The organism is Arthrobacter sp. B6 (genome assembly GCF_001663775.1).
GTDB lineage: Bacteria > Actinomycetota > Actinomycetes > Actinomycetales > Micrococcaceae > Arthrobacter.
Genome location: NZ_KV467168.1, coordinates 1,177,291 through 1,197,336 on the forward strand (window position 1 = coordinate 1,177,291; position 20,046 = coordinate 1,197,336).

Sequence of the window (20,046 nt, forward strand, 5' to 3'; positions counted from 1 at the left end):
CTCCGGGGATGCCCGCCGACGCAAACGGCGGCCATCCCCCAAGGGGGACAGCCGCCGTCGGGCGTTAGGGCAGCGGGCTGCTCGGAGCGCCGGGCTTATTTGGCGTCAGCCGTGACTGACTGCTTCGGGTCAACCTTGGTCTTCTCTGCACTTCCGGGTGTCCCGGGCACCGGCACGTCCCCCGGCGTACCGGCCGGCGCAACGGGAGCCGCGGCGGGCTTGGGAGCCGGGGAGGCTGCCGCCACGAAGGCACCACGCGGGTTGTCGAGGTCGATCAGCTGGGTGGTGTCGCGGCCTGCGAAGAAGCTGATGATCCAGTTGAAGATCACGCGGAACTTGCGCTCGAACGTGGGCATCGCCATGCCGTGGTAGCCGCGGTGGGCCAGCCAGGCGAGGGGGCCCTTGAGGCCGATGCTCCCGATCAGGTTGATGTTGGCAACACCCTTCCATTCGCCGAAGCCGGCCACGGCACCCAGGTTCTTGTGCTTGTAGTCCTTCAGCGGCTTGTCCCAGCGGGAAGCCCACAGGTTCTTCGCGAGGCGCTTGGCCTGGCGAAGGGCGTGCTGGGCGTTCGGCACGCAGGTACCGTCCGGCAGGCCACTGCCCGTGAGGTCCGGAACCGCGGCGATGTCGCCTGCAGCCCAGGCGTTCTCGACGATTCCCTCGTCCCCTCCGATGCGCATGTCGGGAAGGGTGCGGATGCGGCCGCGCGGTTCAAGCGGGAAGTCAGTGGAGCGGACCATCGGGTTGGCCTGCACACCGGCGGTCCACACGAGGGTATCTGCTTCGAAGTCCTGCGCCGGGGTTTTGTCCGGGAGGTTGATGAGCTTGATGGAGCCTTCGGCGTTGTCCAGGGAGGTGTTCAAGAGGACCTCGATGCCGCGGCTGCGGAGGTGCTCCACCACCCATTCGGCCTGCTTGGCCGTTACCTCGGGCATGATGCGCCCCATGGCCTCAACCAGGACAAAGCGGACTTCCTCCTGCTTGATGCGCGGGTTGTTCTTGACTGCAGCGCGGGCGAGGTCTTCCATCTCGGTGATGCACTCGATGCCTGCAAACCCGCCGCCCACCACCACGAAGGTCAGCGCCTTGGCGCGTGCTGCGGGATCGGTAATGGTGGAGGCAGCTTCAATGCGCTCCAGCACCTTGTTGCGAAGGGCCACAGCCTCTTCGATGGTCTTCAGGCCGATGCCCTTGTCCGCGAGGCCCTTGATCGGGAAGGTGCGGGTGATGGCGCCGGCTGCCATCACGACGTCGAAGTAAGGAACCTCGAAGTTCTCGCCGCCGTCCGCGGGAGCCACAACGGCAGTGCGGTTGGCGTGGTCGATCGAGGTGACGCGGCCCTGGATCAGTTCAGTCTGCTTGAGGTGCTGGCGGTGGGAGACCACTGCGTGGCGGGCCTCGATGTTGCCGCCCGCAACCTCGGGGAGGAACGGCTGGTAGGTCATGTAGGGCAGGGGATCAACGAGGGTGACGATGCCACCGGCATTCGCGATCTTCTTCTGCAGTTTGAGTGCTACGTACAGGCCGACGTACCCGCCGCCGACGACGAGTACCCTGGGACGGTCCTGGAGCTCTGGGGTGGTTGCCATGATTCAAGAATACAGTACTTTGTGAAAATCTTCACTAACTACCCCCTGGCTACGTTTTACCGCCGGAATCAACGGCATCCAGCACCCCGGTATCGGGCTCTTCCTGAGTCAGGCGGGGGTTGCGGGCCGCCCGGCGCAGCTGGATAACAGCCGCTGCGATGATCACCACAAAAAGTATGGCGAAGCCAATAACGACGACGGCGCCGAGGGCAGTGTCACGCTGGGACGGAGCCTCAGCAGCCGGAACGGTGGGCTCGGGCAGCGTGGGCACGGCGCTGGGAACGTCGGTGGTGGGTACCGGGACGGGCGTGGCCAGGTTTCCGCGGCGGTGCACGCGGATCCAGTCGGAGATGGAACCCAGCGGGTTGATGGCGGCCTCGGGAACGGAATCCTTCAGCGCGGCCTCGGCATTGAGCACGCCGAAGCCGTAGAGCGGGTCCTTGCCCGGCGCGCCAGCATCCTTGGCGGTGCTGACGATGCGGTTAATGACCTGTTTTGCGCTCATCTCCGGCCACTTGGACCGGATCAGTGCCGCGACGCCGGCCACGATGGGCGTGGCCCCGGACGTTCCTGCCCACTCGGCGTACCCGCCGCCGGGCACCCCTCCGAGCAGGTTTTCAGCAGGGGCCGCCACTCCGATGCTGATTCCCTGTGAGGACGAATCAATGCTCGCCACACCTTTGCGGTCCAGTCCGGCTACGGTCAGCACGCCGGGAATGGTGGCAGGTGCGCCCACCTGGATGTTGCCACCCACCCGGTTTCCGGCGGCGGCCACGATCACGACGTCCTTCTGCTCGGCGTAGAGGAACGCCGCATCCCAACTCTGTGGCCACTGGGGCGTGGTGCTGCCGAGGGAAATGTTGATGACTTTGGCACCGTTGTCCACGGCCCAGCGGACCGCCTCGGGAATCTGGTCCTGGTCGCTCTTCCCGGCGGGGTTCGGCGAACCCAGCCACGTGGAGACGGACAGGATCTCCGCTTCAGGCGCCACCCCCACGATTCCGTCAGGGCCCGCGCCGGACGGAGCCGGACTGGGGCTGGCCGTCGAGTTCGCAGGCTGGTGTCCGCGGCCAGCCAGCATGGTGGCTACCAGCGTGCCGTGTTCCGGCTTGCCGCCGATGCTCTTCTGCCCGTTCGGATTTCCGGATCCGGACGCGTCGAACCCGCCGGTGACGGCTCCCTTCAGATCGGGGTGCTGGCCGTCCACGCCGCTGTCGATCACGGCGACTTTTACGCCGGCGCCTTTGGAGACCTCCCAGGCCTTCGTGATTCCGGATTCGGCCAGCCAGTACTGCTTGTCGCGCTCAGCGTCGGCGCGTGCCGCGGGTGCTGCGACGAGGCCTGCAGCCAGGCTGGCTCCTGCCAGGGTCACCGCCAGGAGAGCGGAGGCGGTCCGGCGGAGCCGGGCTGTTGCTCTGGTCATTTGGGGTCCCATGGTCGGTGACATGAACTCGGCTGCTCGCTGCGTCTGGCTGACGCTGCCGGGGCCATTGCCTCTCAGCTGATGCTCAGGGCAATACCGTCAAGAATATCGTGTTCGCTGGCGGTGGCCGTGACAATGCGGCCGCCGCTGAGCCCGCCAAGCTGCTCCAGGATGCGCCGCCACACCAGGCCTCCGGCGCCGATGACGTCCACGCGTCCCGGGTGCATGTACGGCAGTGCTGCGCGCTGCGCCCGGGGCATCTTCAGCAGGTCGGTGGCAGCCCTGCTGATGTCGTCGATGGGCAGTTCCGAGCCGTGGATCGCGTCCGGAGAATATTCGGGCAGGCGCATTGCGTGGGCCGTGATGGTGGTGATGGATCCGGCGACGCCGACGACGGCGGTGGCGCGTTCCAGCGGCACGTCCAGTACCGCCCTGGTGATGGCGGCGTCGACGTCGGCTTCCGCGGCGGCGATTTGTGCGGCGGTGGGCGGATCCTCCCGCAGGTGGCGCTCAGTCAGCCTGACGCAGCCGACGTCGACCGATTTGGCGGCGGTCACGCCGTCAGCGGTGCCCAGCACGAATTCGGTGCTTCCGCCCCCGAGGTCAACCACCAGCACGTGGGCCCCGTCAAGGATGGGCAGGACGCTGCCGGCGCCGGCGAAGGACAGCGCCGCTTCCTCGTCACCGGTGATGACCTCTGGTTCGACGCCGAGAAGGTCGCGGATGCCATCCACAAAGACCTGCCGGTTGCGGGCGTCACGGCTGGCGGAGGTGGCGACGAACCGGACCTTGGCTGCGCCGTGTTCGCGGATCAGCCGGGCGTAGTCAGCCGTGGCGGCGAAGGTGCGTTCCAGCGCTGCCGGAGCGAGTTCACCGGTGGCATCCACGCCCTCACCCAGGCGGACAACGCGCATTTCGCGGACAACGTCGGTGAGCTTCGCCGAGCCGTTGCTGCGGTCGACGTCAGCGATCAGCAGGCGGATGGAATTCGTGCCGCAGTCGATGGCGGCGACGCGGCTCATAATGCTGCCTCGGCAGTGCCTGCGGACTTCCGGACAGGTGCAGGACGGCCAACAATGTCGGGCAGCCCCTGGGGTCCGTGCCTGCTGAGGTCCCTTGACGGGGCCTCCCCCGCCGTGTCCCAGGCGCCGTCACAATAACAACGGTCCGCAGTCCACCATTCGCTGATGTCCGCGATGGCCTCATCGCCCAACGGGTTAACACCCGGGCCAGCCGCCAGCGAGTGCCCGACCAGGACATGCAGGCATTTGACCCGGGTGGGCATGCCTCCGGCGGAGATGCCGTCAATCTCCGGGACTGGACCCACTCCTGAGCGTTCCCCGATGGCTGTCCGTGCCGCAAGGTACTCGTCGTGCGCAGACCGGTAGGCAGCTGCCAGGGGCCCATCAGCGGCCAGCCGTTCATTCATCTCGTTCATGAGCCCGGCCGCCTCCAGCCGGGAGACCGCCGAGGTGATCACCGGATGCGTCAGGTAGAACGTGGTGGGGAACGGTGTCCCGTTGGCAAGCCGTGGGGCGGTGGCCGCGACGAGGGGGTTGCCGCAGACGCAGCGCGCCGGGATCTCCACCACGTCGCGGACCGGCCGGCCCAGCTGGCGGCTGAGTACTTCGAGATCGTGTGCTGATGGCTGGCGGGACTCCTCCGGCGCAGTTGCCGTGTTTTCTTCCACTGGCGCGGCCATCCTTCCTCTATCGGTTCAGTCTGTGGCCGCACGCCTGATGGACTCCCACAGGGAATCCACCCACGGCAGATCGGCGGGGTCGTGTGCTGCAGCACCGGACTGGCTGCTGCTACCGGCCGGCAGGTCGCTGCCGAATACCCAGTAGCCGGTCTCACCCGGCATAACCATGTTAATGCGGTCGCGGGCCTGTTGTTTCACGTAGTTGGGGTCCTGCCACCGGGACACCTGTTGCCTGAGGCTGTCCTGTTGCGCCTGGCTGGCCGCGATGTCGGCGTTGAGGGCCGCGATTTCCGCCCTCTTGTCGAAGAAGATCTTCACCGTGGGGGCCAGCATGATGGTGATCGCAATCATGACCACCGCCAGCGCGAGCATCCGGCCGGAGAAGGCCTTGGCCGGAACCGGCTGGCTGTCGTCATGGACGTCGTCCTGGACGGTCTTCCGGGCGGGGCCGCCCTTGGGAGTCCCGGCCTTGCTGGGAACGGCGGCGTTACTCCCCCGTGTTTTTGTGGACGGCGTCGGGGTGTCCTTCCTGGGTGCGCCGGTGCTTTTCGCCGGGGCCGCTTTGGCCTTGGCACTGCCGAAATCGGCTTGGATGACGTCGGCGGCTTCCTTGGCCGGCGCCGTTGTGGCTTGCTCCGTTGTGGCGGGCCGCCCTGAGGTGGCCCTGGGAACTTTGGGACGGCGGGTAGCCATGACACTCCTGAAACGTGCGGCCTGCCTGGGGCAGCAGCTGTCTGGGCTGAACAAAACCGTGCCGGCTGGACAGTTCGCGAAACAAAAACCGGCGGCTATGGTCTTTCAACCATAGCCACCGGTCAGTTGTTTATGCGGCTACTAGCCCTTGAAACGCGGGAACGCGCTGCGGCCGGCGTAGCGTGCGGCGTCGTCGAGTTCCTCTTCGATGCGCAGCAGCTGGTTGTACTTGGCAACACGCTCGGAGCGGGCCGGGGCGCCGGTCTTGATCTGGCCTGCGTTGGTGGCAACCGAGATGTCAGCGATGGTGGTGTCCTCGGTTTCGCCGGAGCGGTGCGAGGTGATGGTGGTGTAACCGGCACGCTGGGCCAGGCTCACGGCGTCCAGGGTTTCGGTCAGGGAACCGATCTGGTTGACCTTCACCAGCAGCGAGTTGGCGGTCTTGTTGTCGATGCCGCGCTGCAGAATGGACGGGTTGGTGACGAAGAGGTCATCGCCAACGAGCTGGACCTTGTCACCAATGGTGTCGGTGAGGGTCTTCCAGCCTTCCCAGTCATTCTCGTCCAGCGGGTCCTCAATGGAAACCAGCGGGTAGTCGGCGACGAGTTCGGCGTAGTAGGCGCTCATCTCGGTGGCGGAGAGTGCCTTGCCTTCGAACTGGTAGGCGCCGTCCGTGAAGAACTCGGAGGAAGCAACGTCCAGCGCGAGCGCGATGTCCTTGCCCGGGATGTAGCCGGCGTTCTTGATGGCTTCCTGGATCAGGTCCAGGGCCGCACGGTTGGACGGCAGGTTCGGCGCGAAGCCGCCTTCGTCGCCAAGGCCGGTGGAGAGGCCCTTTTCCTGGAGCACGGCCTTGAGGGCGTGGTAGACCTCGACGCCCCAGCGGAGGCCCTCGGAGAAGGTTTCGGCGCCCAGCGGGACAACCATGAATTCCTGGATGTCGACGTCGGAGTCAGCGTGCGAGCCGCCGTTGAGGATGTTCATCAGCGGCACGGGCAGCACGTGGGCATTCGGGCCGCCCAGGTACTTGTACAGGGGCAGGTCAGCGGAGGCTGCGGCCGCGTTGGCCACGGCGAGGGAGACGCCGAGGATGGCGTTGGCGCCCAGCTTGGACTTGTTGGCGGTGCCGTCCAGGTCGATCATGGCCTGGTCGATACTGCGCTGGTCGGTGGCGTCGAAGCCGGTCAGGGCCGGAGCGATCTGGTCGATGACAGCGTCAACGGCCTTCTGGACACCCTTGCCGAGGTAACGGCCCTTGTCTCCGTCACGGAGCTCTACGGCCTCGTGCTCGCCGGTGGAGGCGCCGGAGGGAACTGCCGCGCGGCCGATCTGGCCATCGGAAAGCAGGACTTCAACTTCTACGGTCGGGTTGCCACGGGAATCGAGGATCTCGCGGGCGTGGATGGCATCGATAAGCGCCATGAATATGCTCCTTATGGGCGATAACTGGGAGTCTGACAGCGGAAAACTAGCGGAAAACTCGACGTCCTCGTCAGGGACAAGCGTAGTCGAGAGTGGCAGAGGTTACGGAAACCTATCCATCCCCCGGACGTCATGATGGCGCATTACTGCCTTCATGGGCGGCCTGGTAGCGCCGGACAGCGCCCCGGAGCGCACGTTCGGCGTCGAATCCTTTCCTGCGGGCAGAACCGACGACGGCGAGCAGCAGCTCGCCGAGCTCCTCCTCGGTTTCCGGGGCCACGACCGCAGGGCTCCCTGGCCGGTCTTGCGGGGTTAGGGAGCGGTTCGGGCCCGCCGACCCGGCGCGCGCTGCCCGGTCCAGGGCCTTCTGTGCCTTTGCGAGGGCCGGCAGCGCATGGGGGATCCCCTCGAACGGGTTCTTGCGTTCAGGCCGTTCAACCCTTTTGATGGCGTCCCATTTCTGCACGATCTCCTCGACCGTGGCCGGGAAGCTGTCCTGAAGGGAGCCGTCGGGCCGAAAGACGTGGGGGTTGCGCCGGACCATTTTGGCCGACAGCCCACGGGCAACATCGTCGAACGTGAAGCTTCCCCGCTCCTGGGCAAGCCGGGCGTGCAGCACCACCTGGAGCAGTACATCGCCAAGCTCGCCCTGGAGTTCGGCGTCGTCCGCACCGGTCTCGATGGTCTCGGCCACCTCGAAGCACTCCTCCAGGAGGTACTCCACCAGGGACCGGTGGGTGAGGGCGCCCATCCACGGGCAGTGTTCACGCAGCTGGCCAATCACGACGACCAGCCGCTCAACGGGAGTCTGGTCAGCCAAGGTTGGCGTAGGCGTCGTTGATGTATTCCACCAGCGCTTCCTTTTCCTCCAGCGGGAGGAAGGATGCCTCGGCGGCATTGAGGGTGAGTTCGAGGAGGTCATCGAGGTCGTAGTCGAATGTTTCCACAAGGAGCTCGAACTCGTCGGTCAGGGTGACGCCGCTCATCAGCCGGTTGTCGGTGTTGATGGTCACGTTGAAGCCGAGCTGGTAGAGCATGTCCAGCGGGTGGCTCTCGATACCCTCTCCGAAACCGGCGATCGCTCCGGTCTGGAGGTTGGAGGAGGGGCAGATCTCCAGGGCGATGCCGCGGTCCCGGATCCAGCTGGAAAGGTCGCCAAGGGTGACCAGGCCGATGCTGTCCTCGTCACTTTCTGCGTCCTCGTCGTCGAACTCCACCATGATGTCCTCCGCGATCCGGACGCCGTGGCCCAGGCGCAGTGCCCGGCCGTCAACCAGCGCGGACTGGATGCTCTCAAGTCCGGCGGCCTCGCCGGCATGCACCGTCGCTGGGAAGTTGTGTTCGGCCAGGTACGTGAAGGCGTCTTTGAACCGGGCTGGAAGGAAACCGTCCTCGGCACCGGCGATATCGAATCCCACCGCTCCCTTGTTGCGGTGGCGCACGGCAAGTTCGGCTATCTCCTGGCCGCGGTCGGCGTGCCGCATTGCTGTGATGAGCTGGCCGACCTGGATCTCGCGCCCGGTTTCAGCCACGGCGTCGACACCGGCTTCGAGGCCCTCCTGCACGGCCTCCACCGCCTCGTCCAGGGTCAGGCCGTTCTGCAGGTGCTGCTCGGGTGCCCAGCGGACCTCGCCGTACACCACGCCGTCGTCCGCGAGGTCTTCCACGAATTCCTTGGCGACGCGGAACAGGCCTTCCTTGGTCTGCATCACGGCCACCGTGTGGTCGAAAGTCTCCAGGTAGCGGACCAGCGAACCGGAGTCAGCGGACTCGCGGAACCATTCGCCCAGTGCCACTGGATCGGTAGAGGGAAGGGTATGGCCAACCCCCTCCGCAAGCTCGATGATGGTGGCCGGACGGAGACCACCGTCCAGGTGATCGTGGAGTGAAACCTTGGGCAGGTTCTTCAGGTCAAAATCGATGGCAGGGGCAGCGTCAACAATGGGCTCAGTCACGTACCAACCTTAGGGTCGGCGGACTCTCAGCGCCAGCCGCTACTGGGTGCCGGGCTCAGCGTCCCCGGCCGCCGAGGCGAGGAGCGGGGCAGACCCGGAGCGCGGAGGCTGTGAGCCTTCCGGACCGCCGTCGAGCCATTCATCCACCACCTCGGCGTCGTTGCGGGCCAGGTGCTTGTGCCACCAGCGCAGGGCGTGGTCGATCACAATGCCCAGGACGATCGCGAACACCACGGCAATGCCTGCGCTCAGCAGTGGGTTGTGATGGAGCCATGGGAACGAACTGGCCAGGAGGCCGATGCCGATCGAGTAGCCCACCCACGTGATGCAGGCGAAGGCATCCAGCAGGAAGAACCGGCGGTGCGCAAACCCGGTGCTGCCGGCGACATAGTTCACGGCCACGCGGCCCCAGGGGATGTACCGGGCCGTGAAGATGAGGACGGCACCGCGCTTTTCAAGTTCGTACCTCGCCCAGCCGAACGCCTTTTTCACCTTGGGGCGGCGCATCCACTTCCAGCGGTCCAGGCCGATCCTGCGGCCCAGCAGGAAGGCCATGTTGTCCCCCGCGATGGCGCCGATCAGGGCTGTGGCGCCAAGGATCCACAGGTTGGGCTCTCCGCCGTGGCGGGAAAACGCAGCCAGCGCGACGATGAGGGTCTCGCTGGGGACCACCATCGCGAAGCCGTCCACAAAAAAGAAAACCAGCAGCACTGGGTAAATCCACCACTGGCCCGCTGCATGGAGCACGGCCTCATTGATAAACTCCACGCGGGTCCTGCTCCTAGACGAAAAAATGACGCGGGCAAAGTGACGCAAATCGCTCTTCAGTGTCCCACGGCCAGGGCGTCGTTCGCTACGCCCCGGCCGTGGAAGTACGCTTCCAAACCTAGCGGCGGGCGGGCGGTTCCGTCGTCGTCCTGCGGGCTGATTTCCGCGGGGCCGGCGCGTCAGTCCCTGGGTGGAGTCCCGCCGTCGGCTGAGGCTTCGGGGTCCTTCATCCGTTCAACCACCGGAACCCGCCCGCGGATGCGGTTGATGACGACGTCCACAATGATGCCGAGCGCCACGGCACAGATGATCGCGATGACGGCGCCCAGCAGGTGGTTGTCCTCGAACCACTGTCCGAAGAACAGGCCGATGCCCACCGAATAGCTTGCCCACAGGGTGGCCGACAGTATTGTCAGGCCGACGAACCGCAGCCGCGAATAGTGCGTCACGCCGGCGGTGAGGTTCACCGCCACCCGGCCGATGGGCACGAACCGGGCCACAAGGATCAGCGACGCAGGCCGTTTCCGCAGTTCCCCTCCTGCCCACCGGAAGGCGCTTTGCATGCGGGGGCCGCGCATCCAGGACCAGCGGCGGGTTCCTACCCTCCGCCCGATAACGTAGGCAATGTTGTCGCCGGAGAAGGCACCCAGGCCCGCAACCAGCATCAGCAGCCAGGGATTGGGAACATCCGCGGTGGCCGCCACTGCTGCCAGTCCCACCACCACGGATTCACTGGGTATCGGGGGAAAGAAACCGTCAATAAGGCAGCAGGCCAGGACGAGGAAGAGCACCCAGGGCTGCCCGGCGGCAGCGAGGATGAAATCGTTGATGGCCTGCATTGTCACCATGCTATTCGGTCGATGACGAGCTGCTGTGCGGGGCGCCAGCCTTCCGGAGCGATCACTACCGCGTCCTCCAGTGCTTCCTTGGCGCGCGTGAACTTCTCCGGAGTGTCCGTGAGCAGTGTCAGCAGCGGCTCACCGGCCCGGACCACCGCACCCGGCTTGGCATGCATCCGAACACCCGCGCCGGCCTGGACAAGGTCCTCCTTACGGGCACGGCCGGCGCCGAGCCGCCACGCCGCGACACCCACCGACAGCGCATCGAGCTCAACGAGCACACCGTCCGCCGGTGCGTAGATTGTCTCGGATTCCCTGGCCACAGGCAGCTTCGCCCGGGGATCCCCGCCCTGCGCCTGGATCATGCGGTTCCAGACGTCCATGGCCCGGCCATCTTTCAAAGCAGCCCGGGGGTCGGCGTCTTGGATGCCGGCGCACGCCAGCATCTCTTCAGCCAGCCTGACGGTAAGCTCGACGACGTCTTCCGGGCCGCCGCCGGCCAGCACCTCCACGGATTCCTCCACCTCGATCGCGTTGCCGGCGGTGAGGCCCAGCGGCGTGTTCATGTTGGTCAGCAGGGCCACGGTGTTCACGCCTGCGTCCTTCCCGAGGGCAACCATGGTCTCCGCCAGTTCCCGGGCCCGCGCCTCGTCCTTCATAAACGCGCCGCTGCCCACCTTGACGTCCAGCACCAGCGATCCTGTGCCTTCGGCGATCTTCTTGCTCATGATCGAGGAGGCGATCAGGGGAATGGCCTCCACGGTGCCGGTGACGTCCCGGAGGGCGTAAAGCTTCTTGTCCGCCGGCGCGAGGCCGGCACCCGCTGCGCAGATCACGGCACCGACGTCCTGCAGTTGGGCCATCATCTCCTCGTTGCTGAGCGCCGCCCGCCAGCCCGGGATCGACTCCAGTTTGTCCAGCGTGCCGCCGGTGTGGCCCAGGCCGCGGCCGGACAGCTGCGGCACCGCAACACCGAACACGGCCACCAGTGGCGCCAGCGGGAGGGTGATCTTGTCCCCCACCCCGCCGGTGGAGTGCTTGTCGCTGGTGGCCTTCACGCCGCCGTCGGGACGCCGCAGGCCGGAGAAGTCCATCCGCTCCCCCGAAGCGATCATGGCAGCGGTCCAACGGGAAATCTCCGCACGATTCATGCCGTTCAGCAGGATGGCCATGTTCAGCGCCGCCATCTGCTCGTCGGCAATCGCACCGCGGGTGTAGGCGTCGATGGTCCAGTCGATCTGCTCGGGGCTCAGTACGCCCTTGTCCCGCTTGACGCGGATGATGTCGACGGCGTCGAACGCGTCAGCTCCTGTCACGTTCAGTCCTCCAGATGTTGGGGGCCAAATGCATCGGGCAGCACCTGGTCCATTGTCTTGATGCCCTGGGTGGTCATCAGCTCCATGCCGGGAGCGCGGAATTCGTAGAGCAACTGGCGGCAGCGGCCGCACGGCATCAATACATGGCCGGCCGCATCAACACAGTAGAAGGCGCGAAGCAGGCCGCCGCCCGTCATGTGCAGGTTCCCGACAAGCGCGCACTCGGCGCAGAGCGTCAGGCCATAGCTGGCGTTCTCCACGTTGCAGCCGCTGACGATCCGACCGTCGTCGGTGAGGGCGGCTGCCCCCACCGGGAACTTCGAGTACGGCACGTAGGCATTCTGCATCGCGCCCACTGCGGCGGCTTCAAGGGCCGCCCAGTCTACGGCGGCCGGTTCGTCCTGAGCCACGTCAGCCCTTGACATAGGGAATGCCGCTGGCCGCCGGCGGCCTGGAACGTCCCACCAGTCCGGCGACGGCGAGGACGGTCACCAGGTACGGCAGCATGGACATGAACTGGCTGGGCACCGGGGTTCCGATGATGGTCACGATGCTCTGCAGGTTGTCCGCGAAGCCGAACAGCAGGGCCGCGAAGAAGGCGCCGATCGGGTTCCAGCGGCCGAAGATCAGGGCGGCCAGTGCAATGAACCCGCGTCCTCCGGAGATCTCCTTCGTAAAGCTGTCGATGGCCACAAGGGTGAAGAAGGAACCGCCGATGCCGGCGATGGCTCCGCCCAGCGTGACGTTCCAGAAGCGGGTGGCGTTGACCTTGATGCCCATGGTGTCGGCCGCCTGCGGGTGTTCGCCCACGGCACGCACCCGGAGCCCCCATCTGGTCTTGAACAGGCCCACCCAGACCACGATGACGGCGACGTACATCAGGTAGCCCACCAGGGACTGCCGGAAGAGGATGGGACCGATGATGGGGATGCTCGACAGAACCGGGATGTCGATGATGGGCAGCCGGTCAGGCGTGTTGAACTGGGCCTTGTTGGCCTGCATCACCGTGCTGAACAGGAAGCCGGTGACCCCCGAAACCAGCACGTTCAGCACAACACCGACGATGATCTGGTTAACGAGGTACTTGATACTGAAGACCGCCAACACCATGGAGACGACGGCTCCGGCCACTGCTGCCGCGACCAAACCGATGAACGGATTGCCAGTCATGGTTGCCACCATGGCAGCGGTAAAGGCGCCGCCCAGGAGCTGCCCTTCGATGGCAATGTTGACCACGCCGACGCGCTCGCACAAAACCCCGGACAGTGATCCGAACACCAGCGGGACCGCGAGTGTCACCGAGCCGGCAATCAGGCCGGCCAAGGAAATGCTGGGTGTGCGCGCCCCGCCCACTACCCAAATGAGGAAGGCCGCAACGAACAGCACGATGAACAGGATCGGCAGCCATGACGGGGCGGCCCGGTCCTTGGTCTTGAGGTAAATGGCATATCCGGCCAACCCCAGCATGATGACGGACAGGACAAGGCCCGCGAGGAAAGCCTGCACCTGAAGGGCCGGGAGCTGGAAGAAATCTCCACTCGTGGAAATTCCGAAGCTCGCCGTCTGCTGCGGGCCCATCAGGCCGAAGAAAACAAAAGCGATGAGCCCGAGGACACTGAGCAACACGGGCGTTTTCCAGGTCACGGGTTTGGCCGAAGTTGCCAGGGCATCATCCGAACCGGACTGCCTGCTTCCCGGTCCGCCGGGTCCCGGCAAGGGCGATGTCGCTGTTGTGCTCATGCTGCACCTCCGGTGGTTGCTGCCTTCTGGGAGCGACCGGCGGACGCCGGCTTCCTGCGGCGCGGATTCAGCCCGAAGACGGCCCGCACCAGCGGCGGGGCCGCGATGAAGAGGACGATCAGGGACTGGACCACCAGGACGATGTCGATGGGAGTGCCGGTTTGGATCTGCATCTGGACGGCTCCGGCGCGGAAGGCGCCGAACAGCAGCCCGGCAGCAAAGGTGCCCCACGGCGTCGAACGGCCCAGCAGCGCAACAGTGATGGCGTCAAATCCGTAGGTGGCGGCCACGCCGTCAGTGAGCACCTTTTCGGTGCCCGCTACCTGGGCTACGCCCGAGAGTCCGGCGAGGGCACCGGCAATGGCCATCACCAGGATGGTGGAGCGGGAAACGTTGATACCCGCGGTCTGCGCAGCCTTCGGGTTGGCACCCACGGCCCGGAATTCGAAGCCGACAGTAGAGCGGTTGAGGAGCCACCAGACAAGGACCGTGGCCGCTATTGCCAGGACGAAGCCGAGATGCAGGCGGTACTGCGAGCCGAAAATCTGCGGGTAGACAGCGCTGGGGTCGAGGATGGGCGAGATGGGGTTGGACTCACCGGGCCGCTGGAAGGCCGGAGTGTTCAGTAAGTATCGCAGGAAGTACAGCGCAATGTAGTTGAACATGATCGTGAGGATGACCTCATGAGCGCCGGTTCGGGCTTTGAGCAGACCTACCAGGCCACCCCAGACGGCGCCGCCGATGATGCCTGCCACGAGGACCAGCAGCAGGTGCAGGCCCATGGGGAGGTGCAGGGCGAAGCCCACCCAGGCTGCGAGGATGCCGGCCATGATGATCTGGCCTTGGGCGCCGATGTTGAACAGCCCGGCCCGGAAGGCAAGCGCCACACCCAGGCCCGCCGTGATGAGGGGTGTGGCAATCGTCAGGGTTTCCATCAGCGGAGCGAACTGCCCCGCCAGGCTGCTGCCGCGGGGGTTGAAGACGGACCCCTGGAACAAGGCGATGTAAGAACGGGTGGCCGCGTTCCAGACGGCAGAGAGGAAGTCTGTGGGCCGGGCAAACAGGTAGCCGGCAGTTGTTCCCACCTGCCTGTCGGTGCTGGCAATAAGCAGTCCGCCGAGGATGAGGGCCAGCAGTACGGCCAGGACCGAGACCATGCCGCTGCCCGTGAAGATTTTCCGGACCAGGGTATCCGGGCCGCCTGGGAGCTGTCCGCCTTGCGCCGTGACCGGAACGGCGGACGGGCCCATGGCGCCGCCGGCAGTATCAAGCGTCACCGCGGCAGAAGTCTCTTCCTCAGAGGGACTGGCCTCGTGGGATTTTCCGTCCGGTTGTTCTGCTGCATGTTTGTGGGGATGCTTTTCAGTCATGGTCGCCTCCTTCGGCGCTGGAGCTGGAGGTCGGCCCCGCCTGGTTGGCGTGCGAAGTGTTCGTCAGTGGCTTGTCCGCCTGCGCGTGCTCCTCCGGCGAGATCCCGGCCATCATGAGGCCCAGGACGTCGCGGCCGGTACCGGCAGGGACGATTCCCACCAGCCTGCCCTTGTAGAGGACGGCGATGCGGTCGGCGAGTTCGATCACTTCGTCGAGTTCGGTGGAGACGATCATGACCGGTGTTCCCCGGTCACGCTCGGCCAGAATCCGCTTGTGCAGGAACTCGATGGAACCGACGTCGACGCCGCGGGTGGGCTGGGAAGCGATGAACAGCCTCAGTGGCCGGGAGAGTTCCCGGGCCATCACCACCTTCTGCTGGTTTCCGCCGGAGAGGGTGCCGGCCGCCAACATCCCCGACGGCGTGCGGACATCAAATTCGTCGATCCGCGTTTTCGCGTTCTCCAGGACCTTCGCGGGGCTCATGCTGATGCCCTTGGCGAACGGCGGCTGGTCGTAGCGGTCCAGGATCAGGTTCTCGGCGATCGAGAAGGTACCGATCAAGCCGTCAACTGACCGGTCCTCGGGCACGAAGCCAACGCCGGCGTTGAGGATACCCTTGACACTGCGGCCTACGAGCTCTTCGCCGTCGAGCAGAATTGAGCCGTGGGCGCGCTCCTGGAGTCCGAGGATGGCCTCGGACAGTTCAGTCTGGCCGTTCCCCTGCACACCTGCGATGGCCAGGATTTCGCCCCGGGCAATGTCAAAGCTGACGCCATCCACCACGTGCTGGCCGCTTGGCGCGATTATCGTTAGGTCTTTGACTTGGAAGGTCTTTTCCTGGGGCTTGGCCGGGGCTTTCTCCAGCTTCAGGCTGACAGCGCGGCCCACCATCATGGACGCGAGTTCCGAAGTTGAGGCAGTTGGGCTTGCGGTCCCTACCACCTTCCCGCGCCGGATGACGGTGATAGTGTCCGAAATGGCTTTCACTTCGCGCAGCTTGTGGGATATGAACACGATCGAAGTGCCGGCAGATTTGAGCTGGCGCATGATGTCCAGCAGTTCGTCGGTGTCCTGTGGGGTCAATACGGCGGTGGGCTCGTCAAGGATAAGGACCTTGGCATCGCGGACCAGGGCCTTGATGATCTCCACGCGTTGCTGGACTCCGACAGGCAGATCCTCCACCAGTGCGTCAGGATCGACGTCGAAACCGTACCGGTCCGAGATTTCCCTGATTTTCTTCCGGGTGTCATCCAGGTTGAGGAATCCGCCGGCTTTCGTTGATTCGGCGCCGAGCGCAACATTCTCGGCAACGGTAAATACGGGGACAAGCATAAAGTGCTGGTGCACCATTCCGATCCCGGCTGCCATGGCATCACCCGGGCCGCGGAAGGAAACCGGCTTGTCGTCAATGAGGATCTCGCCCTCGGTGGGCTCATAGAGCCCGTACAGCACATTCATCAGGGTGGATTTGCCGGCCCCGTTCTCGCCGAGCAGACAGTGGATCTGTCCGGGTTCAACCACCACATCGATGTGATCGTTGGCGAGCAGGGAGCCGAAACGTTTGGTGATCCCTCTGAGTTCAAGTTTCAAAACTCTGACCAATCTCGAAGCGTCCGTTGGCTGACCGGACGGGATATGTGGCTGCAGCACCAGCCTAGTGCCTGCAGTCCTGACTTGAGCGGACGTCCGCCCTCGGGCGGATCAACGAAAAGCGCCGCCGCCCGGCCGGTCGATGACCATCCGGGTGGCGGCGCTTCGCGTGAGGATTAAGCCTTGGGGCTTGCCTCTGACTCGACTTTCAGTTTGCCGTCCACAATGTCTTTCTTGAGCTGGTCCAGCTCGGATTTCAGTTCGGCAGGAACCTGGGAGTCGAAGTCGTGGAAGGGTGCCAGTCGCACGCCGTCGTTCGCCAAGGTGCCGACATACGGCGTGTTGCTGAAATTGCCGGCTACGTCTTCCTTCACGACGTTCTCAACAGCGTCACCCATCTGCTTCATGACGGAGGAAAGCATAATGTCCTTGTACTCCGGCGCGGTCAGGAAGCCGTCGGAGTCCACCCAGATGAGCTTGACGTCCTTGCCGGCCGCCTTCGCTTCATTCAGGGCTGCTCCAGCCCCCTTGCCAACCGGGCCGGCTACGGGCATCACAATGTCAGCACCCTGGTCCAGGAAGTTCTGGGTCAGCTGCTTGCCCACGTCCTGCTTTTCGAAGTCGCCGGTGAAGCTGCCGTCCTGGGCTGCCTTGTCCCAGCCGAGGACCTTGACGTCGGTCCCCTTCTGCTCGTTGTAGTACTTAACACCGTCCGCATAGCCGTCCATAAAGATGGTCACCGTGGGGATGTTGACGCCGCCAAAGGTGGCAACAGTGCCGGTCTTGGTGGTGCCGGCCGCAAGGTACCCTGCCAGGAATGCTGCCTGCGCGGTGTCGTAGACGATCGGCTTGACGTTGCTGATGGGCGTTTCATAGTTGAAGTCCACGATCGCGAAGTGGCTGTCCGGGTTGGCGGTAGCCTGCTCCTTGGTGGCATCGCCGAGCAGGAAGCCCACCGTCACGGTGAGGTCGCAGCCCGCCGTCACCATGGCGCGGAGGTTGGGCTCGAAGTCGTTGTTGGTCTTGGACTCGACCTGGTTGACCTTGATGCCCAGCTCGGCCTCTGCCTTCTTCAGCCCCTCGTACGAGGACTGGTTGAACGACTGGTCATCGAATCCGCCGGAGTCCGAAACGATGCAGCCGGTGTAGTCGGTGGCCGTCGCAGTCGGGCCGCCGGCCTCGGGAGGCGCACCGCAACCGGTCAGCAGGAGTGCGGTAGCACCCATGGTGGCCAGGCCTGCGACTGAACCGCGTTTGAGGTGGTCACGCAGTGATGTCTTCAAGATTCCTCCAGGATGAAGAGAGATGCGCTACGACGGGAATTCAATGAGTGTCTGTTTCAACCCTGAAATTCTGTTTTCACTGACGGTCCGCAGCACTGCGCCTAAGCGCTCTGATAGTGGCAACTTTAGTGGCCTGCGACACGTGCGGTAACACATTTGCGCCGGATGCCGAAGATCGTTGAGAAGTTGTTACCAACCAGTAGGGAGCGGCTGCCCTCGGCCCCCGTAGCCACTCGTTTAGGCGCGAACGAACAGTTGGGGCCCTGCGAAAAGGGCCCCAACTGTTCGTTCGCGCCGGTTGATTCCGTGGGAGGAGGACGCGCCTAGAGGCGGACCAGCATCTTGCCTGTGTTGGCGCCGTCAAGCAGGTCCATAAAAGCCTGCGGGGCGTGCTCCAGGCCGTCCACCACCGTTTCGTCGTACCGGACTGAACCGTCTGCCAGCCAGGCGGACATCTTCCCGAAGAACTCCGCACTGTGCTGACGCTGTCCACCCACCAGGAATCCGCGAAGGGTGAGCTGCTTGCCGATGGCGAGCATCAGGTTGCGCGGGGCAGGCGTGGGTTCGGTCGAGTTGTACTGTGCGATGGCACCGCACATCGCCACGCGGCCGCCGACATTGAGCACCGACAGGGCGGCTTCCAGATGCTCGCCGCCCACGTTGTCGAAGTACACGTCAACGCCTGCCGGTCCTGCGGCCTTTTCAAGCTGCTCCCGCACCGGCCCGTCGTGGTAGTTGAATGCCGCGTCAAAGCCCAGTTCCAGGAGCCGTGCCACTTTCTCCGGAGTTCCGGCGCTGCCAACGACCCGGGAAGCGCCCATCGCCTTGGCGATCTGGCCCACGAGGGAGCCCACGGCGCCCGCAGCGCCGGAAACGAATACGGCGTCCCCGGCTTTGAACTCAGCCACCTTGAGCAGCCCCGCATACGCGGTCAGGCCGGTCATGCCCAGCGCGCCGAGGAACGCCGGCGCCGGCGCGAGGTCCGTGCGGGCAGCGGACGTTCCGTCAGCATCCAGGACAGCATATTCCCGCCAGCCCAGTTGATGGACGACGGCGTCCCCCACCTTCCGCCCCTCGGCCCTGGACGCGATGACCTCACCCACGGCCCCGCCGTCGAGCGCTGCATCCAGCGCGAAAGGCGCGGAGTAGGACTTGACGTCGTTCATTCGTCCGCGCATGTAGGGGTCGACGGAAATATAGAGGTTGCGGACCAGGATCTGGCCATCCTGAAGCTCCGGCAGCGGCGACTCGGCCAGGCGGAAGTTCTCCGGGACGGGGCGCCCTGTGGGGCGCGATGCCAGGCGGATTTCGCGGGTGGATGTTGGCAGCGCCGTAACCGGGCTCACGCTGCGAACTCCAGGATCTTGATGTCCACTGCCATGTTTCCGCGGGTGGCGTTGGAGTAGGGGCAGATCTGGTGCGCTTTGGCTACAACGTTTTCTGCACTGGCCAGGTCCAGGGCCGGGACGGCAATTTCCAGCTCCGCCGCCAGGCCGTAGCCCACGCCGTCGTCCAGCGGACCGAAGTGGATCTTGGCAGCCACCGCTGAGTCGGTGAGATCGGCGCCCTCTTTTCGGCCGACGAGGCGGAGCGCCGAGTGGAAGCAGGCAGCGTAGCCGGCAGCGAAAAGCTGTTCCGGGTTAGTACCCTGTCCGTTGCCGCCCAGTTCCACGGGGCTGGCCAGGCTGACGTCAAGCTTCCCGTCCTTGGTGCGTGCGTTGCCGTCGCGGCCTTCGCCGGAAGCCAGGGCCTCGGCTGTGTAGAGAGTCTTCATGTGTGGTCCGTCCTGTTGGGTGTGGATGGCGCAAAATCCGGGTGGTCAGTTCGAGCGATGGAGGGCTTCCGTCAGCCTGCCCAGGGTTGTGCGGAGCTGTTCGAGTTCCTCGGCTGAGAGTCCGGCAGCGTCGGCAAGATGCTGGGGTATCCCGCTGGCCTTGCTGCTGAGCGTGCGTCCGGCCGGGGTCAGATGGATGGCAACCCGGCGTTCGTCTTCGCCGGACCGGCGCCGCTCCACGAAACCAAGCGCTTCGAGTCGCTTGAGCAGCGGGGACAGAGTGCCGGAGTCCAGGCCCAGCTCGTCCCCCAGTTCCTTGACTCCCTTCGGTTCAGACTCCCAGAGGACCAGCATCACCAGGTACTGCGGGTAAGTCAGGCCGAGGTCTTCAAGCATTGGCCGGTAGACCGCGGTTGCCGCACGGGAAGCGGAGTAAAGGGCAAAGCACACCTGGCGGTCAAGGCGCGGAGCTTCAGTCATGACCTAAACGATAGTCCACAATTTAATTGTGCACAACTTACCTATCCAAAGCGAAGCGCGAACGTACAGTTGTGGCCCCAAAGTGGGGCCACAACTGT

The 20,046-nt window shown here is 65.1% G+C and carries 19 protein-coding genes; all 19 read right to left on the minus strand.

What is annotated here, in order from left to right; all coding sequences use genetic code 11:
- Positions 1 to 95: 95 nt before the first annotated feature.
- A complete protein-coding gene (locus AU175_RS05030) occupies positions 96 to 1,592 on the minus strand; it encodes an NAD(P)/FAD-dependent oxidoreductase (RefSeq protein ID WP_066286354.1) in 1,497 nt (498 codons plus the stop codon).
- Between the two features lie 49 nt (positions 1,593 to 1,641).
- Positions 1,642 to 3,015, minus strand: a complete 1,374-nt coding sequence (locus AU175_RS05035) for a S8 family serine peptidase (RefSeq protein WP_066286356.1) — start codon at positions 3,013 to 3,015, stop codon at positions 1,642 to 1,644.
- A gap of 74 nt (positions 3,016 to 3,089) precedes the next feature.
- Positions 3,090 to 4,037: a Ppx/GppA phosphatase family protein gene (locus AU175_RS05040; protein ID WP_066286358.1), complete on the minus strand. Its 948-nt coding sequence runs from the start codon at positions 4,035 to 4,037 to the stop codon at positions 3,090 to 3,092.
- The gene (locus AU175_RS05045) at positions 4,034 to 4,705 is read right to left on the minus strand and encodes a DUF501 domain-containing protein (RefSeq protein ID WP_197497036.1); all 672 of its coding nucleotides are present in this window, start codon (positions 4,703 to 4,705) and stop codon (positions 4,034 to 4,036) included. Before AU175_RS05045 ends, AU175_RS05040 begins: the two co-directional genes overlap by 4 nt.
- 27 nt (positions 4,706 to 4,732) lie before the next feature.
- Positions 4,733 to 5,410 (minus strand): FtsB family cell division protein, encoded by a 678-nt coding sequence (locus tag AU175_RS05050; protein WP_066286361.1) that lies wholly within the window; start codon positions 5,408 to 5,410, stop codon positions 4,733 to 4,735.
- A 141-nt stretch (positions 5,411 to 5,551) separates the two neighbouring features.
- Entirely contained in the window at positions 5,552 to 6,832 is a 1,281-nt protein-coding gene (gene eno / locus AU175_RS05055; RefSeq protein ID WP_066286362.1) for a phosphopyruvate hydratase, read from the minus strand.
- A gap of 130 nt (positions 6,833 to 6,962) precedes the next feature.
- Complete coding sequence (locus AU175_RS05060) at positions 6,963 to 7,583, minus strand: MazG nucleotide pyrophosphohydrolase domain-containing protein (protein WP_066290575.1); 621 nt, start codon at positions 7,581 to 7,583, stop codon at positions 6,963 to 6,965.
- A 61-nt stretch (positions 7,584 to 7,644) separates the two neighbouring features.
- Complete coding sequence (locus tag AU175_RS05065; RefSeq protein WP_066286363.1) at positions 7,645 to 8,787, minus strand: adenosine deaminase; 1,143 nt, start codon at positions 8,785 to 8,787, stop codon at positions 7,645 to 7,647.
- 39 nt (positions 8,788 to 8,826) lie between these two features.
- The gene (locus AU175_RS05070; protein ID WP_066286364.1) at positions 8,827 to 9,555 is read right to left on the minus strand and encodes a DedA family protein; all 729 of its coding nucleotides are present in this window, start codon (positions 9,553 to 9,555) and stop codon (positions 8,827 to 8,829) included.
- 179 nt (positions 9,556 to 9,734) lie between these two features.
- Positions 9,735 to 10,394: a DedA family protein gene (locus AU175_RS05075; protein WP_066286366.1), complete on the minus strand. Its 660-nt coding sequence runs from the start codon at positions 10,392 to 10,394 to the stop codon at positions 9,735 to 9,737.
- A gap of 2 nt (positions 10,395 to 10,396) precedes the next feature.
- Complete coding sequence (locus AU175_RS05080) at positions 10,397 to 11,710, minus strand: thymidine phosphorylase (protein WP_066286367.1); 1,314 nt, start codon at positions 11,708 to 11,710, stop codon at positions 10,397 to 10,399.
- A 2-nt stretch (positions 11,711 to 11,712) separates the two neighbouring features.
- Entirely contained in the window at positions 11,713 to 12,120 is a 408-nt protein-coding gene (locus AU175_RS05085; protein WP_442855275.1) for a cytidine deaminase, read from the minus strand.
- Position 12,121: 1 nt separating this feature from the next.
- Complete coding sequence (locus tag AU175_RS05090; protein WP_066286371.1) at positions 12,122 to 13,450, minus strand: ABC transporter permease; 1,329 nt, start codon at positions 13,448 to 13,450, stop codon at positions 12,122 to 12,124.
- Complete coding sequence (locus tag AU175_RS05095; protein WP_066286372.1) at positions 13,447 to 14,820, minus strand: ABC transporter permease; 1,374 nt, start codon at positions 14,818 to 14,820, stop codon at positions 13,447 to 13,449. The genes AU175_RS05090 and AU175_RS05095 overlap by 4 nt, the downstream gene beginning before the upstream one ends.
- A complete protein-coding gene (locus AU175_RS05100) occupies positions 14,813 to 16,411 on the minus strand; it encodes an ABC transporter ATP-binding protein (protein ID WP_066286374.1) in 1,599 nt (532 codons plus the stop codon). Before AU175_RS05100 ends, AU175_RS05095 begins: the two co-directional genes overlap by 8 nt.
- 176 nt (positions 16,412 to 16,587) lie before the next feature.
- Complete coding sequence (locus AU175_RS05105) at positions 16,588 to 17,694, minus strand: BMP family lipoprotein (RefSeq protein WP_066286376.1); 1,107 nt, start codon at positions 17,692 to 17,694, stop codon at positions 16,588 to 16,590.
- A 323-nt stretch (positions 17,695 to 18,017) separates the two neighbouring features.
- Complete coding sequence (locus AU175_RS05110) at positions 18,018 to 19,040, minus strand: NADP-dependent oxidoreductase (protein WP_066286378.1); 1,023 nt, start codon at positions 19,038 to 19,040, stop codon at positions 18,018 to 18,020.
- On the minus strand, positions 19,037 to 19,468 hold the full coding sequence (locus AU175_RS05115) for an organic hydroperoxide resistance protein (protein WP_066286380.1): 432 nt from the start codon (positions 19,466 to 19,468) through the stop codon (positions 19,037 to 19,039). The genes AU175_RS05110 and AU175_RS05115 overlap by 4 nt, the downstream gene beginning before the upstream one ends.
- A 45-nt stretch (positions 19,469 to 19,513) precedes the next feature.
- Entirely contained in the window at positions 19,514 to 19,948 is a 435-nt protein-coding gene (locus tag AU175_RS05120) for a MarR family winged helix-turn-helix transcriptional regulator (RefSeq protein WP_066286382.1), read from the minus strand.
- Between the last annotated feature and the right edge of the window lie 98 nt (positions 19,949 to 20,046).

Bases quoted from the DNA above. Each gene is read 5' to 3' on its own strand.
- AU175_RS05050 (WP_066286361.1), bottom strand. From the start codon at position 5,410: ATGGCTACCCGCCGTCCCAAAGTTCCCAGGGCCACCTCAGGGCGGCCC.
- AU175_RS05075 (WP_066286366.1), bottom strand. From the start codon at position 10,394: ATGCAGGCCATCAACGATTTCATCCTCGCTGCCGCCGGGCAGCCCTGG.
- AU175_RS05115 (WP_066286380.1), bottom strand. From the start codon at position 19,468: ATGAAGACTCTCTACACAGCCGAGGCCCTGGCTTCCGGCGAAGGCCGC.
- AU175_RS05035 (WP_066286356.1), bottom strand. From the start codon at position 3,015: ATGACCAGAGCAACAGCCCGGCTCCGCCGGACCGCCTCCGCTCTCCTG.
- AU175_RS05060 (WP_066290575.1), bottom strand. From the start codon at position 7,583: ATGGGCGCCCTCACCCACCGGTCCCTGGTGGAGTACCTCCTGGAGGAG.
- AU175_RS05040 (WP_066286358.1), bottom strand. From the start codon at position 4,037: ATGAGCCGCGTCGCCGCCATCGACTGCGGCACGAATTCCATCCGCCTG.
- eno (WP_066286362.1), bottom strand. From the start codon at position 6,832: ATGGCGCTTATCGATGCCATCCACGCCCGCGAGATCCTCGATTCCCGT.
- AU175_RS05120 (WP_066286382.1), bottom strand. From the start codon at position 19,948: ATGACTGAAGCTCCGCGCCTTGACCGCCAGGTGTGCTTTGCCCTTTAC.
- AU175_RS05030 (WP_066286354.1), bottom strand. From the start codon at position 1,592: ATGGCAACCACCCCAGAGCTCCAGGACCGTCCCAGGGTACTCGTCGTC.
- AU175_RS05090 (WP_066286371.1), bottom strand. From the start codon at position 13,450: ATGAGCACAACAGCGACATCGCCCTTGCCGGGACCCGGCGGACCGGGA.
- AU175_RS05095 (WP_066286372.1), bottom strand. From the start codon at position 14,820: ATGACTGAAAAGCATCCCCACAAACATGCAGCAGAACAACCGGACGGA.